Annotated in this window: 15 protein-coding genes; 6 read left to right on the forward strand and 9 right to left on the reverse strand. The window is 64.8% G+C overall.

Annotated features, from left to right (window positions below; translation table 11 throughout):
* Window positions 1–303 precede the first annotated feature (303 nt).
* From ACZIRK_RS30635 to ACZIRK_RS30660, 6 genes are all read left to right on the forward strand, one after another.
* Entirely contained in the window at window positions 304–2865 is a 2562-nt protein-coding gene (locus ACZIRK_RS30635; protein ID WP_130225592.1) for an ATP-binding protein, read from the forward strand.
* Between the two features lie 345 nt (window positions 2866–3210).
* Complete coding sequence (locus ACZIRK_RS30640; RefSeq protein WP_130225591.1) at window positions 3211–4608, forward strand: cell wall hydrolase; 1398 nt, start codon at window positions 3211–3213, stop codon at window positions 4606–4608.
* A 266-nt stretch (window positions 4609–4874) separates the two neighbouring features.
* Window positions 4875–6125, forward strand: a complete 1251-nt coding sequence (locus tag ACZIRK_RS30645; protein WP_474418732.1) for an MFS transporter — start codon at window positions 4875–4877, stop codon at window positions 6123–6125.
* A gap of 157 nt (window positions 6126–6282) precedes the next feature.
* Entirely contained in the window at window positions 6283–7269 is a 987-nt protein-coding gene (gene acuI / locus ACZIRK_RS30650) for an acrylyl-CoA reductase (NADPH) (RefSeq protein ID WP_474418733.1), read from the forward strand.
* A 104-nt stretch (window positions 7270–7373) separates the two neighbouring features.
* Window positions 7374–7952, forward strand: coding sequence for a hypothetical protein (locus ACZIRK_RS30655; RefSeq protein ID WP_208821831.1), 579 nt, complete (start codon window positions 7374–7376; stop codon window positions 7950–7952).
* Window positions 7953–8108: 156 nt separating this feature from the next.
* Complete coding sequence (locus ACZIRK_RS30660; RefSeq protein WP_028166914.1) at window positions 8109–8342, forward strand: DUF6894 family protein; 234 nt, start codon at window positions 8109–8111, stop codon at window positions 8340–8342.
* A gap of 245 nt (window positions 8343–8587) precedes the next feature.
* Here ACZIRK_RS30660 and ACZIRK_RS30665 read toward each other — a convergent pair whose 3' ends face one another.
* From ACZIRK_RS30665 to ygfZ, 9 genes are all read right to left on the reverse strand, one after another.
* Entirely contained in the window at window positions 8588–10465 is a 1878-nt protein-coding gene (locus ACZIRK_RS30665) for a CHASE2 domain-containing protein (protein WP_474418734.1), read from the reverse strand.
* A gap of 6 nt (window positions 10466–10471) precedes the next feature.
* Window positions 10472–11005, reverse strand: coding sequence for a FecR domain-containing protein (locus ACZIRK_RS30670; protein WP_456645801.1), 534 nt, complete (start codon window positions 11003–11005; stop codon window positions 10472–10474).
* A 231-nt stretch (window positions 11006–11236) separates the two neighbouring features.
* Complete coding sequence (locus ACZIRK_RS30675) at window positions 11237–12211, reverse strand: zinc-dependent alcohol dehydrogenase family protein (RefSeq protein WP_130225587.1); 975 nt, start codon at window positions 12209–12211, stop codon at window positions 11237–11239.
* Window positions 12212–12263: 52 nt separating this feature from the next.
* Window positions 12264–12839, reverse strand: a complete 576-nt coding sequence (locus tag ACZIRK_RS30680; protein WP_028166918.1) for a TetR/AcrR family transcriptional regulator — start codon at window positions 12837–12839, stop codon at window positions 12264–12266.
* Between the two features lie 37 nt (window positions 12840–12876).
* A complete protein-coding gene (locus tag ACZIRK_RS30685; protein ID WP_474418735.1) occupies window positions 12877–15570 on the reverse strand; it encodes a DUF2339 domain-containing protein in 2694 nt (897 codons plus the stop codon).
* Window positions 15571–15688: 118 nt separating this feature from the next.
* Complete coding sequence (locus ACZIRK_RS30690; protein WP_130225618.1) at window positions 15689–16195, reverse strand: tyrosine phosphatase family protein; 507 nt, start codon at window positions 16193–16195, stop codon at window positions 15689–15691.
* Window positions 16196–16432: 237 nt separating this feature from the next.
* Window positions 16433–17047 carry a YfbR-like 5'-deoxynucleotidase gene (locus ACZIRK_RS30695; RefSeq protein ID WP_130225586.1) on the reverse strand — a complete coding sequence of 205 codons (615 nt, stop codon included), beginning with the start codon at window positions 17045–17047 and terminating at the stop codon, window positions 16433–16435.
* Entirely contained in the window at window positions 17044–17670 is a 627-nt protein-coding gene (locus ACZIRK_RS30700; protein ID WP_130225585.1) for a DNA-3-methyladenine glycosylase I, read from the reverse strand. Before ACZIRK_RS30700 ends, ACZIRK_RS30695 begins: the two co-directional genes overlap by 4 nt.
* A complete protein-coding gene (ygfZ, locus tag ACZIRK_RS30705) occupies window positions 17667–18548 on the reverse strand; it encodes a CAF17-like 4Fe-4S cluster assembly/insertion protein YgfZ (protein WP_130225584.1) in 882 nt (293 codons plus the stop codon). The genes ACZIRK_RS30700 and ygfZ overlap by 4 nt, the downstream gene beginning before the upstream one ends.
* Between the last annotated feature and the right edge of the window lie 13 nt (window positions 18549–18561).

An 18561-nucleotide genomic window follows, 5' to 3' on the forward strand; every position in this document is an offset into this window, starting at 1 on the left:
CGGGCCTGTCCCGGGCATCCACGTTTTGGACGCGCAGAAGGACCTGGATGGCCGGGACAGGCCCGGCCATGACGACGGTCGCGGGAATGGAGCGCGGCAACGCGCGCTGCCAAGGGAAAACGCATTACAGGCGTAACCCAACTTTCCGCGTGCTGAAATCGAACTGTAACCCGCGCTCACAATCCTGTGCCAGTAGAGTGAGGTTGGTATGGGATGCTTCAGATTGTTTGTGCGTATTCAATTGAGATCAGCGCAGCGACGGCGCGATGGCGGGCGAGCGTCAGGATTGGGGCCTGATGGGAAGTGACCCTTCTATCCCGGCTGCTTGTGCTGGTGGCTGTCGCTCTGCTGCCGGCAATAGCGATCCAAGCGTATAATGAATTCGACCTGCGTCGCGCGCGCCAAATCGAGGTGCAGAACCAGGCGCTCAATCTGGCTGAACTTGCCGCCGCGGAGCAACGGCAGATCGTTCAGGGAATTCATCAGGTCCTGATCACGCTGTCGGAGCTTCCGTCGATCAGGGCGAAGGACAGCGAGTCCTGCAATGCCTATATGGGCGCTATCAAGCAGCGATTCCCGGCTTTTCTCACCCTTGTCGTCACCGATTTGAACGGCGTCACGTTCTGCACTCCCGACAATAATCGCAAGCCGGTCGATGTCTCGGGCAGGGCCTATTTCGCAAACTTGCGGAAAACCGGCGCATTCTCCGTCGGCGAGTTCTCGCTGGGCCTGTCATCGGGTCGAAAGGCCATCCAGTTTGCGTTGCCCTTCTACGAACAGGACGGGCAGATGGGGGGTGCCATCATCGCAACCCTCAGCCTGGATTGGCTCGCCGACTACATTGCGCGAAAGGGCGCTCCGGCGGGAGCTGCGCTCGGAATCATGGACCGCAATGGGAGGTATCTTGCCCGCTATCCCGACAACGCGCACTTTGTCGGGCGGACCCTGAGCGAAGGGCATGAACCGCACCTTGAGAAATCGGGTGCGGCCGACATCACTGAGCTGGACGGCGTGGAGCGGATCGTCGGCTATGCAGCCCTGCCGGATAGTTCCGGAGGCCTTCTCATCAGCTTCGGCCTGGACAAGGACCGGGCATTCACCGCAATCCAGCACGGCACGCAGCGCGGCGTCTTCCTGATCATCCTGAGTACCGCGCTGGTGCTGATCCTGACATCCTTGGGCGCCCGTCGGTTCATCCGTCGCCCGCTTGGGCAATTGGTCGACGCTGCCAACCGATGGCGGCTCGGCGATTTTACCCGGCGGGTCGATATCCATGGCACTTCCGAAATCGCGCGGGTCGCCGATGCATTCAACACCATGGCCGATGCGCTGGAACACCGCGAGCAGGAATTGTCCGACGCGAGGAAGAAAGCGGAGGAAGCCGCGGCCCGGATCACGATGATCTTCGAGAGCACCACCGACAGCGTGCTGATCATCGATCAGGACTGGCGCCTCACCTATCTCAACGGACCCGCCTGGACAGACCTTGCGGAAGGACAGGATGTCAGGGGTCTGACGTTGTCGGAAGCATTTCCGGACGCCGACGACCTCGATATCACCAACCAGATCCTGGAGGTGACGTCGACGCAGCGACCGGCATTCCTCGAAGTGTTCTGCACGCGTCGACAGGTCTGGTACGCAGTCAATGCGTTTCCCTCCAGCCAGGGTCTTGCGATCTTTCTCCGCGACATCACCGATCACAAGCATGCGGTGGAGGCGCGCCGGCTGATCGAGGAGCAATTCCACCAGAGCCAGAAGATGGAGTCGGTCGGTCAGCTCACCGGCGGTATCGCGCACGACTTCAACAATCTGCTCACGGTGGTCGCGAACAGCCTCGACCTCATCGAGGATGCCGCCGACATCGGCAAGGTCCGGCAGTATGCCGCGGCGGCGCGTCGCGCCACCCAGCGAGGCGAGAAGCTGACGTCGCAGCTTCTGGCCTTCTCGCGGCGCCAGATACTGAATCCAAAACTGGTCAACGCGAATCAGCTCATCGCCGAATTCCAGGGGCTGATCCAGCAAGCGGTCGGAGGAGGATGCGAGGTCAGGCTGCGGACCGACGAGCAATTGTGGCTGTGCCATGTCGATCCTTCATCGCTGGAAACCGCTCTCCTCAATCTTGCACTGAATGGGCGCGACGCGATGCCGGACGGCGGCGTGCTCGAGATCGAGACGCGGAATGTCGAACTGGAGCAGGGGGCCGTGGACGAGTGTCGGGCCGGACAGTATGTCAGGCTGGCGGTCACGGATTCCGGCTGCGGGATGCCGCCCGAAGTGCGCGAAAGGATCTTCGAGCCTTTCTTCACGACCAAGGAAGTCGGCAAGGGGACCGGGCTCGGCCTCAGCATGGTCTACGGCTTCGTTCGACAGTCCGGCGGGCACGTCACTGTCGAAAGCACGCCGGGAGCAGGGACTACGGTCGCGCTGTACCTGCCCAAGGCCGACAAGGCGCCGGAGGCGCCGGTGCAGGAACGGAAGCCGCGAGCCATACCAGGAGGTTCGGAGCGGATCCTCGTCGTCGACGACAATGAGGATCTGCTCGAGGTCACCGCGGCGATGTTGAACTCGTTCGGCTACGAAGTTGTCTGCGCCCGCAACGGGCTTGAGGCCCTGAACACGTTGAGGAGCGACGGGCACTTCGCGCTCCTGTTCAGCGACATCGTGATGCCGAGCGGCATGAATGGCATCGAGCTGGCGCGCGAAGCGAAGCGGCTGTGCAAGGACATCAAGATCCTGCTCACCTCCGGTTATGCCGGCGATGCATTGGAACGGCATCACGCCGTGGACGAGTTTCCGATCATCGAGAAACCCTTCCATGTCGCGGACCTTGCCCGGCGCCTGCAGACACTCCTGCACGAAGACTAGAGCACTTTCGGTTCTGATGGAATCAGAACCGAAGCTCTAGATTCTAGTTTTGACGCGTTTTCTTTACGCGAACCGGTGCCCACTTCGCTCGAAAACGCTCTAACCTCGCGTTCGCGGTCGCAAGAAATTCTTCACCATGTTCGTTGACCGTATATTTACCACTTTCGTCCGCAAGGCATTTACCAATGCATGCGTGCGTCGCGCAAAATCTCTGCGATCTCTTGTGTGTAGCGGACAAGCCACGTCGATTAACTTGGCGGCAACCTAAATTCGATACCAACAAATTTGGTCGAATTGCACGGAAGCACTGCGTTCGGTCGTTGTAAGCGTTGCGTGAGCGTATCGATGTTAGTGTTGCGTAACCATCCGAAGGGCGCACGGTTCGCGCTCTTCGGACTCGGTCTTAGCATCTTCGCATTGATGCCGACCGAGATCGGATATCAGGACATCGCGTCACTGCTTGCCCGTCAGCCCGGGGTCGCCGAGCGCTGGCAGACGCGCATGTTCTCCGCCATGGGCACGATCCAGGTCGCCGCCTACAGTTTCGGCCGACCGATCGGAACGTCCTCGCCGCAAGTTGCGACCTACCGGCTGGCGCGGCTCGACAGCCAGGGCGGCGATCTCACCGGTTCCATCACCCGCAATCCGATCGTCGCGCAGCCGCCGCGCTATGTCGCCTCCGATTTCCCCAAGGTTGATCGCACGCTGAAGGGCGATCGCCTCGCCGTCGCGCCCCCGGCTGAAGCTGCGCCCAGCGAGTCGGTGCCGGCGAGCGAAGATCCATCGACCTCGAACTTCTCCGTCCGGGGCATGAAGACCGCTGCGCGCGCGCCCGCCGAGCTCGATCCGGAATTGCAGGACGCGCTGAACGCGCCGCCATTGCCGCAATATGCGCCGTCGCAGCCGTCGGCAGCGACGGCCGCTCCCGAGACGGCGCCTCCGGCGCGCGATGCGTTCTCGCTCCAGACTTCGAGCCTGTTCTTCGGCTCGTCGCTCGGAGCACCCGAGACAATGGAGCGCTGGCAGCCGGGTGAGGAGCCGACGATCGTCGTGCCCGATGCGGCGCTGGATCCGGACATGAAGGCGATGGCCTCGCTTCCGGTCGATGCCGACGGCCCGGTGCGCGCCGGCGACATGGGCGAGAGCATCGCGCCGAAGGGCGAGGTCAATGCCGATGACCAGCACGCCAAGACGCCGGCCGAGCGGCTCGGCCTGTTCGACGAGAAATCGCGCGCCAAATCCGAAAAGTGTCTCGCCGAAGCCGTCTATTTCGAAGCGAGAGGCGAGGCGGTGCGTGGCCAGATCGCGGTGGCGCAGGTGGTGTTGAACCGCGCCTTCTCCGGCAAATATCCGACTACGGTCTGTGGCGTGGTCTACCAGAACAAGTATCGCCACTTCGCCTGCCAGTTCACCTTCGCCTGCGACAACGTCCGCGACGTGATCCGCGAACCTGACATGTGGGATCGCGCGAAAAAGATCGCCAAGGCGATGCTCGATGGCCGGCTCTGGCTGCCCGAGGTCGACAAGTCGACGCACTATCACGCCTATTGGGTGCGCCCGTCCTGGGTCAGCGAGATGAAGAAGACGTACAAGTTCGGCGTCCACACCTTCTATCGCCCGCGCGCCTGGGGCGATGGCAGCGACGCGCCGAGCTGGGGAAACCCGGCCGAGACCGCGGAGATCTCGGCAGAACTCGCCGAGGCCGCGCGAAGCTCCGCCGAGCAGGCCAGCGCGAAACGCTAGCTTCCCGAGCGATAGGTCCTGCGCCGAGACGACGAAGTCGTCATTGCGAGCGGAGCGAAGCAATCCATGCCTCCCGCGCGGCACTATGGATTGCTTCGCTTCGCTCGCAATGACGGGGGAGAGAGTTCGCATCATTTTGCAGGGCTGCCCTGCGTTGAAATTTTTTTCTCCGGCCCCCTTGGGCTTTTCATGCAGATGCATTAACTCCCCGTAACCTTTCGTCCGGCGGGTCGGGCCGCCAGTAACGCAGCATGCAGGGGGAATTGATGGCTGTGACCACCGGCGACCTTCGGCCTTCCTCCGGCGCCGATAGTTGGCGCACGCCGCTGATCATCATCATCTGCGGCTGCGCCATCGCGCTGCTCAGCTTTGGGCCGCGCTCGGCGCTCGGGTTTTTCGTGCAGCCGATGAGCCGTGAATTCTCCTGGGGCCGCGACGTCTTCGGCCTCGCGCTGGCGCTGCAGAACCTGCTCTGGGGACTGGGCCAGCCGATCGCAGGCGCGATCGCGGATCGCTTCGGCATCATGCGCGTGATGATCGTGGGCGCGCTGCTCTATGCCGCCGGCCTCTACATGATGCGTTATTCGACAACGTCGCTGTCGCTCGACATCGGCGCCGGCGTCCTGATCGGCTTCGGCCTGTCCGGCTCCTCGTTCAACCTGGTGCTGTCGGCGTTCAGCAAATTGCTGCCGCCGGAAAAGCGCGGCCTCGCGCTCGGCGCCGGCACCGCGGCGGGCTCGTTCGGTCAGTTCCTGTTCGCGCCCTTCGGCGTGGCGATGATCGACAATTTCGGCTGGCAGACTGCGCTGACTGTGTTCGCCGCGCTGATGCTTTTGATCCTGCCGCTGTCGCTTGCGATCGCAACGCCGCCAGCGGAGACGACCAACGCGCCGGCCGCAGACCAGCAGTCGTTCAAGACGGCGCTGGCGGAAGCATTCGGCCATCGCTCCTATGTGCTGCTGGTGCTCGGCTTCTTCACCTGCGGTTTCCAACTCGCCTTCATCACCGTGCACCTGCCGGCCTATCTCGTCGACCGCGGCATTCCGACCTCGACCGGCGGCTGGGTGATCGCGGCGATCGGCCTGTTCAACATCATGGGCTCGCTCGGCGTCGGCTGGTTGCAGAACTTCTTCCCCAAGCGCTACATCCTCTCAGTGATCTACTTCACCCGCGCGCTGGCAACCGTCGCCTTCATCTCGTTCCCGATCACGACGTTCTCCGCAGTCGCCTTCGGCGCGGTCTCTGGCCTGACCTGGCTGTCGACGGTGCCGCCGACCTCGGCGCTGGTGGCGCTGATGTTCGGCACGCGCTGGTTCGCCACGCTCTATGGCTTCGCCTTCGTCAGCCATCAGGTCGGCGGGTTCCTGGGCGTCTGGCTCGGCGGCATCGTGTTCGAGCAGTATGGTTCCTACACGCCGATCTGGTGGCTCTCGATCCTGTTCGGTGTGCTGTCGGCGCTGATCAACCTGCCGATCGTGGAGGCCCCAGTATCGCGCCCGGTTGCGCAGCCGGCCTGATGCGATAAACAGAATCCCGCAAAAATTCGTCGTCGTGCCCGGGCTTGTCCCGGGCATCCACGTCTTTAAGGTCGAGCGAGAGCCAAGCGCGTGGATGGCCGGGTCAAGCCCGGCCATGACGGGAGACATGATCAACGCAAGTACGGGAGGGTCCATCATGGCGACGTTCAAGGCGATCAGGATCGACAAGGCGGACAAGGGAACGACCGCCGCGCTCACGCAATTCGACGACGCGGAATTGATGGATGGCGACGTCACCGTCCGCGTCGAATGGTCGACGCTGAACTACAAGGACGGCCTGGCGCTGACCGGCAAGGCGCCGGTGGTGCGGCGCTTCCCGATGATCGCCGGCATCGATCTCGCCGGCACTGTCGAGCAGTCCTCGCATCCCGACTGGAAGGCCGGCGACAAGGTCGTCTGCAACGGCTGGGGCATGGGCGAGACCCATCTCGGCGCCTATGCCGAAAAGGCGCGCGTCAAGGGCGACTGGCTGGTGCGGCTGCCTGACGGGATCTCGGCGCGCGACGCCATGGCGATCGGCACCGCAGGCTATACCGCAATGCTCTCGGTTCTGGCGCTGGAGGACCACTGGGTGACACCCAAGAGCGGCCCGATCGTGGTGACGGGGGCCGCCGGCGGGGTCGGCTCGGTCGCGACAGCCGTGCTGTCCAAGCTCGGCTATCACGTGATCGCCTCCACCGGGCGGCAAGCGGAGGCGGCCTACCTCAAGGGCCTCGGCGCCGCCGAGGTGATCGACCGCAGCGAATTGACCGTCCCGGTCAAGCCGCTGGCGAAAGAGCGCTGGGCCGGCGGCGTCGACAGCGTCGGTTCAACCACGCTCGCCAACATGCTCTCGATGACCAAGTACGGCGGCGCTGTCGCCGCGTGCGGGCTTGCGGCAGGCATGGACCTACCTTCCTCGGTCGCTCCGTTCATTTTGCGGGGAGTGTGCCTTATCGGCATCGATTCGGTGATGTGCCCGATCGAACGGCGCAAGCGCGCCTGGAGCCGCCTCGCCAGCGATTTGGACAAAGCAAAACTCGCTGATATAACTCATGAAATCGGCCTGGACGAAGCGATCTCCTATGGCCCGAAAATCCTCGCGGGCGAAGTCCGCGGCCGGATCGTGGTAAAAATAGTCTGACGGCGTTCAGAATTTACCAACCAAGCTGCTCCAATGTTGCCTTGGTTGGTATGGTAAGCAGCGGGTAAAGGCGGTGTGCCCGCGCTGGGTAAGTGGAGTGGCTCATGCTTGCGCGTCTGGTATTGGGGACGGTCGTGGCCGGCGCGATGGCCGCGCCTGCGTTGGCGGGATCGATGAGCGCCGAAGAGGCCAGGCGATTTGTCGCCGGCAAGGTATTCGCCTTCACCTGCTTTGACGGCACCCGCGGCGCGGGGCGTATCCTCGACGACATGGGCGCCGCCGGCTCGATCCAGTTCTCCGGCTCCGGCCCGATTCGCCATGTCAGGTTGCCGGGCAACACGCTGCAGGTTCGCGGTCAGGCCGTCTGCGCCTCGCTGAAAGGCCTTCCGTTCGAGCCCTGCTTCAACCTCGACAAGCGCGACGATCGCTCGTTCCGCGGCTCGGTGTCGGGCATGGGCTTTGCCTATTGCGACTTCCATCACCAGGGCGGCAAGCAGATGCTGCTGGCGCGCGCGGTGGCGCGCCCGCGCTCGCTGCGTGCGACCCGCTCGGCCGACGCCTCCCGCGCCGAAGTGTCCGCGCGCGTCGAGACGCCGCCTGTCGAGCGCACCAGGCTCGAGCCGGTGAAGCCAGAACCGGCGCAACCGGAAGGCGCGGCGGAATTGCGCCGTTCGACCGATTAGCTGGAATCACCGTCCCGCCGACTTGGTTTGATCGAGGCGACAACGTGGCGGCGAAGACCCGTAATGATACGGGCTCGCGAATTCATGGCTTGGTAGCGTCTAATCTCCTAATCTCCACCAGGACGGCCGGGGGTGGGCGCAACAACCGAGTTCCACATGCCGCAATATTTCTTCAGGATCAGCCATGGTCGCTTCGCGGGCGCGTCCGATCAGGGGTCGGAATTCGAAAGCCGTGAGGCCGCATGGGCCGAGATGACCAAGGTCAGCGGCAATCTTCTCGGCAGCATCGCACGCAGCCTCAAGCAGGACGCCGAGTGGCAGATGGAGCTGATCGACGAGAGCAAGAAGCCCGTGTTCAGAATCCGCCTGATCGCGGAGTCGATTGGTTAGAACTGACTTTTGCTTGATTCGGTGCGGCCGCGGTGTTCACCTCTCCCATAGGGAGAGGCATAGGCCGCCTTCGGCGGCCGTTACTAAGACACGCCGAAGCGTAGCTTCGGCTACGGCGCAGCGCCGGGTGAGGGGTTATAGTCTCTCGACGGAGCTCTTCCCCCTCACCCGGATCGCATTCCGCTGCGCTGCATGCGATCCGACCTCTCCCCGATGGGGAGAGGTAAGGTACTTCCGATCTGATCTCATCGCACTTTAGCTTGGCCGCGCGAATCGTTGCGCCATAGCCAGACTGAGAGCGGGCGGGTGCGTCCGCGGATGAGCGTCTCGCGTGGGCCGGTGAGCGTGCCGCTCTCGAACAAGGCGGAGGCGGGGCCGGTCCGTTGCAAGAGGTCGTCGCTGAGCGCGAGTGGCGCGCCTTCCTTGGCCGCAACCTCCATCAGACGGCTCGCCACGTTCACGGTATCGCCGGTCGCGGTGATGTGCTGATAGCTGCCGCCGAGCCGCGAGGCGACGATCGGCCCGTAATGCGCGCCCACCTTGAAGCCGATCCGGGGCGCCATCGTTCCCGGCAACGAATTGATCCATTGCGCGACGCGGTTGCAGAGCGTGACTGCACAGTGCGCGGCCTTGCGCGCATCGTCTTCGGTCGCTTCCGGCAGGCCGAACAGGATCATGGCGCCGTCGCCGAGGAAGCTCGTGATGATCCCGCTGTGCGACTCGACCTCCTCGTCGACGAGGGTGTGAAAATCTTTCAGCAGCGCAAGCCCCGCGTCGATATCGAGCGTCTCGCTCAATGCCGTGAAGCCCGAGAGGTCGATGAAGATCACCGCCGCATCCTGGTGCCGCGGCTCCAGCAGGAACGCCGGATTGCCGGTCAGCCATTTGTTGAGCGCCGGCGCCTGGAATTGCTGCAACAGGTCATTCTTCATCGCAAAATATTGCGCCTGCCTGCGGTTCAGCCAAAGCTGGATCGAGCCGAACAGGATCGCCGGCGGCGCGGCGGCGGCAACTGGCAATGCCGCGCTGAGCCAGATGCCGTGCGAAAATGCGACGTAGTTCATGACAGCCCAGATCGCCACGAGCGCCGCGATCGAGAGCAGGCCGGCTGCGCTGCGCCGCCACGCCAGCAAGCCAACGATCGCAAGCGTGAGCGCCGCCGCCAGGATTGCGTCGGCCAGGCGTATCGACCGATTGCGCAGGATGCCGCCGCCGGTCATCAGGTGATCGATCGCGGTCGCGACGATCTCGACACCAGGCATCACGGGATCGAACGGCGTCGGAAACACGTCGCCGCCGCCCGTCACGGTCGCACCAATGACGACGACGCGGTCGCGGATAGCCGGTTGCGCGACCTCGCCGTCGAGCACCGATGCGGCACTCACCGTCGGTACCGTGCCGCGAGGGCCGTAATAGGCGAGCGGCAGCACATGATCGATGTCAGTCGGAATGCTCTGACCCGCGAGGCGAACGCTGTCCGGCTCGATCACCGGATCGTGGCCTGCGGCCAGCGCTACGACGCGCAGCGGAAACGCCAGCTCGACTTTGTCGCTGGTGCGGACCAGCAAGGGAATGCCGCGCGGCGTGCCCGATTTGTCGGTGGTCAGGTTGACGACGCCGACAACAGCATGTTCCGCGAACGCTGGCAGTGGGCGCAGGAATCTCTCCGCCCGCGGCAGCCGCGCGAGCGGGCTCTTGTCATCCGCCTCCAGCATCTGGATCGCATCGGGAAACACGGCGGCAGCGGCAATGGCGGAAGGGCGCTTTGCGAGCGCTTGCGCCAGCGCCGCATCGCCGCCGTCCTTGCCCTGGTCAAGGAGCAAGAGATCGACTGCGATCGCGCGCGGTGCGTAGCTCCCAACCTTCTCGATGATCGCGGCGAGGTCGGCGCGCGGCAGCGGATAGCCGCCTCGCTTGGCGACTGTCTCATCGTCGATGGCAACGATCGTGACGAGATCGGGCGCCGCGCGCTCACCGCGTGCCGATAGGCGCAGGTCGGTCAGCGCGCCTTCGGCGCGATCGAGGAATTGAACGTCACCGTTCCAGTAGCCTATTCCCAGCGCGGCCGCCCAGACGAGTGAGAGCAGAAGCGCGATCGATGTTTGAGGGATCCGGCCGCTCACCAAGGATCATTGCCCGAGGCGCGCGAGCAGCGCATCGACGCGCGGCTGCCCCCAGCGCTTGACCGTCAGCGGCTCGTTTCCCGGATCGACGTCGACGCCTTCGCCCGGACCAAGCACCACCTGGTTTCCGCCCCGTGGCCGGCGCACCGCGACCCGGCCCTGCAGCACGAGCACTGATGTCCTCGCCTCCTGCACATCGACCGCCCATTTGGTCCCGCGCACGGCGGCAATCGCTTGTGGCGTGTTGACGCGAAAGCGATTCTTGCCGCGCATTTTGGCATCGTCGAGCAGCAGTGCCTTGCTCTGCAGATCGACTGCCATGGCGCTGCCATCGTGGCCTTGCAGCGTAAACCTCGCGCCGTCCTCGGCGACGATGATGAGGCCGTCGTGGCAGACCAGGATCTGCGTTCCTCGCGCGCCCGCCTGCGATGGACAAGTCGCGGCCATCGTCTGCGCTGCCGCAGGCTGGATCGCAAGTGTTGCGCAGATGATCGCCAAGCTCGCCAGCCGCGCGAGCGCTCCCGCAATGTCTCGGTGCAAAACGCTCCCCTCGTTAAAATGGTCAATCGCTGCAATATAGCTCTTTGAAGCGCACACTATGTCTAGAAAATGTCTGCCCGGGTGCAGTGCAATGGCGCGAGCCGACGCGACAACTCGTCATGCACAAAGTCATGCACAAAGTCGCGTCACAGGGGCGTGATGTCAGGCACGCCCCGAGGCAGGCGCGCGGGCGTGATAAAGAACCTGCCGATTTATCCCGTCTGCCCTCGGTCAGTCCGGCGTGAACAGCGCCTTGCCGCGATTCCTCTGCGCCGCCGACACGGCTTCGGGGATTTGCGAAAAACGGTAGGTACCTTCGACCGGCGCGCTGATCGCGCCCGAGGCCACCAGCGGCGCCAGGTGTTCGTACATCGCGCTGACGTGCGCGGCGGTGGCGCTGTTGAACCAGTTGGCGAGCCAGAAGCCGCGCATCGCGATGTCGCGGAAGATGAAGGGCTGTGCCGGACCGACGAAGGGCTTGCCGCTGATTGCGCTGTAGAACACCAGCACGCCCTTCGGCGCCAGGCACGTAATCAGATTCATCGTCGCGGTATCGGCGACGCCATCGATGGCGAGCGCGATCGGCGCACCGGCGGTCTCGGCGGCGACGCGCTTGTTGAGGTCGGGTCCGTCGACCAGCACGACGTCGCTGCCGCTCGCCTTGAGATCAGCCACGACTTCCTCGCGTCTGACGATATTGACCGTCTTCAATCCAAGCGATTTCGCGATCCCGGTCACCGCGCGGCCGACGCCGGAATTGGCTGCGTTCTGGATCACCCACGCGCCGGGAGCCAATGTGGCGAACTCGGTGAGCAGCAGGTAAGCCGTTGCGGGATTGATGCCGAGCATCGCCAGTTGCAGCGGATCGCCGTCGGGAAGCGCCCGCAGCCTGCTGGCGTCAGCCTTGATGCGCTCTGCCCAGGCCGGCGAGGGATAGGGGATGAGAGTGCGGTCGCCCTGCTTGAGATGCTTGACGCCACGACCGACCGCCACGACGCGGCCGACACCCTCCGTTCCGACGATGCTCGGCAGCTTCGGGCGGTAGCCGTAGCGGCCCGAGATCATCAGGAGGTCGCTCATGTTGATGGGCGAAGCCTCCAGCGCGATCACGACTTCGCCGTCGCCGGGAGCGCCGACATCGGGGACGTCGACGAGCCTCATAACATCGGCGGGATTGCCGAATGCTTCGATCTGGATCGCCTTCATGGCAATGGTCTCCGCTGTTATGTACTTATGAGTACATAATGAGCGGCCAAAGTCAAACAAGGAGGCGCATGATCTGATCGAGTGTGGCGCGAACGCTGGCCGCGCTCGGCTTGTCCTTGGCCAGAACCATCAACCCGATATAGACCGCCATGATCGTGTGCGCTGCGGCATCGGGATCGAAACCGGCGCCAAACTGCGCGCGATCGGCGCGAAGCCTGTCTCGCAGCAAATGCTCGAGTTTCCGGTTGAAAGCTTCGATCCTGGTGCGCACGTCCTTCTGTTCGGCAATGCCGTCGGCCGACGCGTTGATCGACAGGCAGCCGCGGCTGCCCTTGGCGCCCGAACAGCGTGGAATAAAGGCTGCGAGCCAGCGCTCGATCGCCTCGCGTGCAGATGATCCCTCGTTGATCACCTTTTCGGCATGCGCAACGATACGCGTGTGGTAGCGATCGAGCACGGTCAGGAACAGCGCGTTCTTGTCGCCGAAGGCGGCATAGAGGCTCGGCTTGGCGAGGCCCGTCGCTGCAGTGATGTCGTCGAGCGACGTGCCCTGAAAACCCTTCTGCCAGAACACGTCGCGCGCAACGTCCAGCACTTCATCGGGATCGAAACTGCGCGGTCTTGCCATGCCGCCTATCTACGCGTTGGCACGAGCTTCGCCAAGCTCATCCCACGCCAGCGACCGGGGGTGGTGCCGTTTGTCGCCGGAACAGGATGCGCTGGTAGAGCCAGCCGATCGCGACCAGCACCACGCCGAGGCACATGAAGGATAGCGCGCGGTAGACGCCCGTGAGCTGCGACATGTCGACTACGAACGCCTTGACGATGGTCAGCGCGATGACGGCGGCAGAGGCCATCCGCGCACGCTGCGAGCCAACGACGATGCCGATCCCGAGCAGCACGACGCCGAACGCCAGCCAGGCAATCGAATAGGTGTATTGCTCGGCGCCCGTGGTCGGGCCGTGCGACAGCACGGGGCCGTGGTAGAGCCGGCGGATTTCGAAGCTGACATAGGTGAGCGCGAGGATCAGCGCGCCGGCCGCGAGCGTGTTGCCGTAGGCGGCCGGGCGCCGTCCCGCAACCGCATAGGACAACAGCAGCGCCAGCACCGCGGGCAGGGCATAGCCGAGCAGGAGCAGGTTGACGAAGCTGCCGCCGACATCGATCGGCCACAGGATCGGCGTCTCCAGCAGCATCAGACCGAAGACCGCGGCAAGACCGGCGAACACGGTCAGCAGCACCGCACCGATATTGTGCACGATGCTGACCGTGCGGATGCGCAGACGCTCGAGCCCGATCGCCATCGCCAGCGCCGTGCAGACCTGCAGCGCGACCTCGGTGAGGCCGGCGCTGTTGCGGTAGACGTCGCCGTCGTTGATGGCGTGACGGATCTCCATGAAGGCGAGCAGGACCGTGAACAGGATCGCGGCCGATTCCATGGCGCGGAGCGGCGCGTCGTCGCCATGGCGGCGCAGGAAGATGCTGGCTGCCCAGAACGAGCCGGCGGGAATGCCGTAGCCCCACAGCAGCCAGTTGAAGATCGGCGTGCTGCCGACGGCGTCGCCGACGATACGCGGTTCATAGCCGATGCGCAGCACCACGATGCCGGCGAGGATCGCAGCAAGCGTGCGCAGGAAGGCGATCGGCCGCTGCAGGGAAATCCAGGCGGTGCCGAGCGACATCAGCGCCAGCGCGATCGTGAGCCAACCCTTTTCCAGCGCGAATGTGAGCGCGAGCGCGAGTGCGGCGAGCGTGCCGGTCGCAAACAGCGCGATCGAGGCGGAGTGTCCGGGCCGGTCCTCGCGCCTGGTCAGGAATTCGGTGGCGGCGGCGAAGGCCGCGGCGAGCAGTACGGCGAGAATTGCGAACGGAATCGAGCGGTCGAGCTGCGCGATCCGGGCGTAGAGCGCGATCAACAGCGCCAGCGGTGTGAAGGTGGCGGCCGCCGCCCACTGCACGGTGATTGCAGTCGTTGCAAAGCGGCGCTGCGCGAGGAAACCGCTCACGCCGAACATGCCGGCGAAGATCGCCGCCGTGGTCAGGTGCAGCGAGACCGAGCCGTCGGTGGCGTTCGGCCCGATGCCGGGCAGGGGGCCGCCGGGCAGCACCAGCATGTCCGGATTGCCGCGCACCGCCCATTCGGCGAACACGACGAACACAAACAGCGCGGCGGCGCCGATCGCGGCACTGGCCGCCGGCGTCCGCCAGGCAACGAGCAGGCTGCCGGCGACCAGGAGGCCGAAGGTGATCATCGCGGGGTCGGCGTGAAAGCTGTTCAGCACGATCAGCAGCGCGCCGAACAGATAGGCGATCAGCGAGCTCGACGAGATCGGCTCGACCTGTTCGCCCTCCGCCTCCGGTCCGAACATGAAGCCGCAGACGACCAAGAGCGCGGCGAGGATGAATCCCGCGACGACATGGAAGGCGTGCGGCCCGATCATCGATGGCCCGCATTGCAGGCAGGGGAAGGTCCAGAGCAGCGCGAACACCACCGTGGTAACGGCAAGCCAGCGCCACAGCCGGATGCGGGCGAGGCCGAACGATGCCGCGGTGACGATCGCCAGATAGATGTAGAGCGCCCAGAAATCCGGCTTTTCGGATGACACGAGGATCGGCGTGGCAAAAGCGCCGACGACACCGAGCCCGGCCAGCGCCGGCCCGTGCAGCAGCGCCGCAGCGAGCGTGCCGAGCGCGACCAGTCCGAGCAGCACGAAGGCGGTGGCCGGCGCGAGGAAGTCGTAGAGCGCGTAAGCTGCGTAGACGGTCGCGAATGCCACAGCCGTTCCGGCGGCGGTGAGGATCGCCGGGATATTGGCTGATAGCAGCGGCGCGATGGTGGAGATGCTTTCCTTGCGTCGCGTCCATTCGCCGGCGCCGAGCAGCGCCAGCGCGAACAGGCCGCCGAGCATGGTGCGCACGCCGGGCCCGAGCAGGCCGGCTTCGATCGAATAGCGCACCATGAAGAAACCGCCGAGCGCCAGCGTCAGGCCGCCGAGCCACACCACCCATCGGGTGCCGATGGTCTCTTCGAAGCCGGGTTGTGTCGGTGGCGGAGGCGGTGGCGCAGGCGGCGCGCCGGTTGGCGCGTCCGGTTCTGCAGCTTGCGCGGCCTTGGCAGGTGCGGCCTGGATGGCCTCGGGCGGCAATGGCGGAGGCGTGGCCGCAGCCGGCGGCGAGGTCGCACGCGTCGGCTCAGGCCCGTGCTCGGGGACGAGCGGCGGCGATGCCGGCCGTATTGCCGCGGCATTCGCACCTTCGAGGGCCTCCAGCCGCACGCGCAAGGCGGCCACTTCGTTCATTGATTTCAGCGCAAAAGCAAATGCGACGATCGCAATGACAAAAACAATGAACTCCAGCATCAGGCCTCCGGGCCGGCGCGCGAGGGGCGTAACCAATCACGTCCGCGGTCGTCGCAATCCATTGAGTGGAGGTTGCCCCGCAAAAAGTTCAATCATCAAAGCGGCATTTCCGCGCGACTCACTCGAGGTCGACCCGGAACGGCTGGTTTTCGACGCTCATCGCGCCGGGTCCGATCTCGTCGAGTGCGCGGACCATCCGCCCCTCCCGCCCGAGCGCCTTGTCGGCGAGGCTCACCATCAGCCGGTTGGGCGAGGCGATCGGGGAGGCGGCGCGGATCTGGCGCGCGATCTCGGCCTCGTCGCGATGCGGATTGAGCGCGCAGGCGGCAGCGAACGCGCTCGCGGTCGAGCGGCTGATGCCGGCGTAGCAGTGTACGACCATCGGCGCGCTACGATCCCAGCCCCGCACGAAGTTCAGGACCTGCTCGATGTGCCGTTCCGACGGTGCGATGAAGCCGTCCATCACTTCGGTGATGTCGTCGACCTGCACGCGCAGATGGTTGATTTCGAGCACGGAGGCCGGCCGCTGCACCTGCGCGATATTGGCCATCACGGTGAGGACGTGGCTGGCGCCGGTCAGTCTTACGGTTTCGGGAAGCAGGGCAAGCGAGCAGACGTGAAGCATCATGGTCCTTCGGCAGCGTGACTGGGCTCGATTATAGCCGCTGCCCTAGGGTGGGCAAAGCCACCCTTCGCGATGCCAGTTATTGCGCCCTCGCCCCTTGTGGGAGAGGGCAGCTCCGGCATGGCCACGAACTCGCTTGGGTGAGGGGTTCTCTCCACGCGCACTATCGCCCGTGGAGGCAACCCCTCATCCGGCGCTTCGCGCCACCTTCTCCCACAAGGGGAGAAGGGAAGAAGATCACGCCGCCACCGCCTGGAAGCGTTCGAGGAACCGTTTCTCGGCTTTTGCTGCGGTCCAGGGCGTGAGATAGTCGCGCTCGGTTGCCGCGGGCAGTGCGGGATCGCGGCCGAACAGGCGCTTGGCTTCGGCTTCGGAAAATCCGGCAAGGCGGGTTGCTTCGAGATAGGCGGCGCCGCGATCGGCGGCCTTGATCTGCTGGGTGATCTCCTCGGCCAGCGCCGGCGGCAGGCCGAAGCGGATGTGGATCGCGGAGAGCAGGCGCTTTTCCACCGTCTTGTAGTCGCCGCCGAGCACCGCCTTGAACGGCGAGATCATGTCGCCGATGACATATTCCGGCGCATCATGCAGCAGCGCCGCGCGCCGCACGCTGACATCGACGCGCGGCATCTGCTGGCGCATCACCGCCTCGACCAGGAGCGTATGCTGGGCAACCGAGAAGATGTGCGCGCCGCTGGTCTGCCCGTTCCAGCGGGCGACGCGGGCGAGCCCGTGGGCGATGTCGGCGATCTCGATGTCGAGCGGCGAAGGGTCGAGCAGGTCGAGCCGCCGCCCGGACAGCATGCGCTGCCAGGCCCGCGCGTCCTGCTTCGGCGCCGGTGATCTTCCGGTCATTTCACTTTGAAGCGCGGGCTGCGATGCTTGCCGCCGCAAGCCTCGTGGCAGAAGCAGGTCACGAGATGATCGTTGACGATGCCGGTCGCCTGCATGAAGGCGTAGACGATGGTCGGGCCAACGAACTTGAAGCCGCGCGAGGCCAGTTCTTTCGAGACCTTGATCGACAGCGGTGTCGAGGCCGGCACGCTCGCCGTGGTCTTGAACTCGTTGACCTTAGGACGGCCGTCGACGAAATCCCATAGGAATTTCGAGAAGCCCGGCCCTTCCTCCATGATCTTCAGATAGGACTTCGCGCTTGCGATCGTGCCCTCGATCTTGGCGCGGTTGCGCACGATGCCGGCATCGTTCATCAGCGCATGAACCTTCTTGTCGTTGTAGCGCGCGATCTTCTCGGGCTGGAAATCGTCGAAGGCTTTACGGAAATTCTCGCGCTTGCGCAGGATCGTGATCCAGGAGAGGCCGGCCTGGAAGCCGTCGAGAATCAGCTTTTCGTAAAGCGCGCGGTCGTCATATTCCGGCACACCCCATTCCTCGTCGTGGTAGGCGACGTAAAACGGGTCTTCGCCCGGCCACGGACAGCGAATCTTGCCGTCGGGATGCAGTTGCGCAGTGCGGCTCATGCGACGGTCTTTTTCGGTGCGGCGCGCACAACATCAGGCTCGGCAAGCTTCAGACCAAGGCCGCCGGCGGAAAGCGAAAGTCCGGCATCGAGCGCATCAGCGACGCGGTCGGTGCGGATCAGCGCCAGGCCGTTCTGTCCCGCGGCCGAGCCCATGGTGCCGACCTGCTTGTCGCCGGCGACGATGGTGGCGCCCGGTTCGGGCGCCAGATCGTCCAGGATGATCTTGACGGTGCGCGTGCGCGCGGTGCCGCGATGCTGCATCCGCGACACGACTTCCTGGCCGACATAGCAGCCCTTGTCGAAATCGACGCCGCTCAGCCGGTCCATGTTGGTCTCGTGCGGGAACGCGTCGCCATAGCTGAAGTCGAGCCCGCCGCGCGGGATGCCGCTCACAATGCGATGCGCCTCATAGGCGGCGCTGTCGACGAGGTCGGCGCCGATGAGACCTGCGACCTTGGCCTTCAAATCTTCGGGCACCAGGATGCGAAAACCCAGCGCGCCGCTGCGCGGATCGGCGAAGCAGAGGTCGGGCTTCATCGCCGGCTCACCGTCCCAGGCGGCCAGTACGCCGAGCCCGTCGGAAAGATTCTCGACCGCGACCTTTGCGCGCAGCTTGTAGAAGCGCAGCTTGTCGGTCAGCGCTGGCGCGAGCGCGCGCGGCACATCGATCAGGAAGCCGCCGCCATGGCCAGCGGGCGCCTCCGTGATCAGGAAATCAACGATGATCTTGCCCTGCGGGGTCAGCAGCGCGCCGAACCGGCCCATACCCGGCGCAAGGTCGGTCAGGTCTGATGTGACGAGGCCGTTGAGGAAGTTGCGGGCGTCCTCGCCCGTCACCTTGACCACGCCCCGATCGGGTAGAAATGCTGCTTTCATGCGGCTTGTTCGG

Source organism: Bradyrhizobium sp. Leo114 (assembly GCF_055229415.2).

Bases quoted from the DNA above. Each gene is read 5' to 3' on its own strand.
- acuI (WP_474418733.1), top strand. From the start codon at position 6,283: ATGGCGACGTTCAAGGCGATCAGGATCGACAAGGCGGACAAGGGAACG.
- ACZIRK_RS30660 (WP_028166914.1), top strand. From the start codon at position 8,109: ATGCCGCAATATTTCTTCAGGATCAGCCATGGTCGCTTCGCGGGCGCG.
- ACZIRK_RS30645 (WP_474418732.1), top strand. From the start codon at position 4,875: ATGGCTGTGACCACCGGCGACCTTCGGCCTTCCTCCGGCGCCGATAGT.
- ACZIRK_RS30700 (WP_130225585.1), bottom strand. From the start codon at position 17,670: ATGAGCCGCACTGCGCAACTGCATCCCGACGGCAAGATTCGCTGTCCG.
- ACZIRK_RS30690 (WP_130225618.1), bottom strand. From the start codon at position 16,195: ATGCTTCACGTCTGCTCGCTTGCCCTGCTTCCCGAAACCGTAAGACTG.
- ACZIRK_RS30640 (WP_130225591.1), top strand. From the start codon at position 3,211: ATGTTAGTGTTGCGTAACCATCCGAAGGGCGCACGGTTCGCGCTCTTC.
- ACZIRK_RS30695 (WP_130225586.1), bottom strand. From the start codon at position 17,047: ATGACCGGAAGATCACCGGCGCCGAAGCAGGACGCGCGGGCCTGGCAG.
- ACZIRK_RS30685 (WP_474418735.1), bottom strand. From the start codon at position 15,570: ATGCTGGAGTTCATTGTTTTTGTCATTGCGATCGTCGCATTTGCTTTT.
- ygfZ (WP_130225584.1), bottom strand. From the start codon at position 18,548: ATGAAAGCAGCATTTCTACCCGATCGGGGCGTGGTCAAGGTGACGGGC.
- ACZIRK_RS30675 (WP_130225587.1), bottom strand. From the start codon at position 12,211: ATGAAGGCGATCCAGATCGAAGCATTCGGCAATCCCGCCGATGTTATG.
- ACZIRK_RS30680 (WP_028166918.1), bottom strand. From the start codon at position 12,839: ATGGCAAGACCGCGCAGTTTCGATCCCGATGAAGTGCTGGACGTTGCG.
- ACZIRK_RS30655 (WP_208821831.1), top strand. From the start codon at position 7,374: ATGCTTGCGCGTCTGGTATTGGGGACGGTCGTGGCCGGCGCGATGGCC.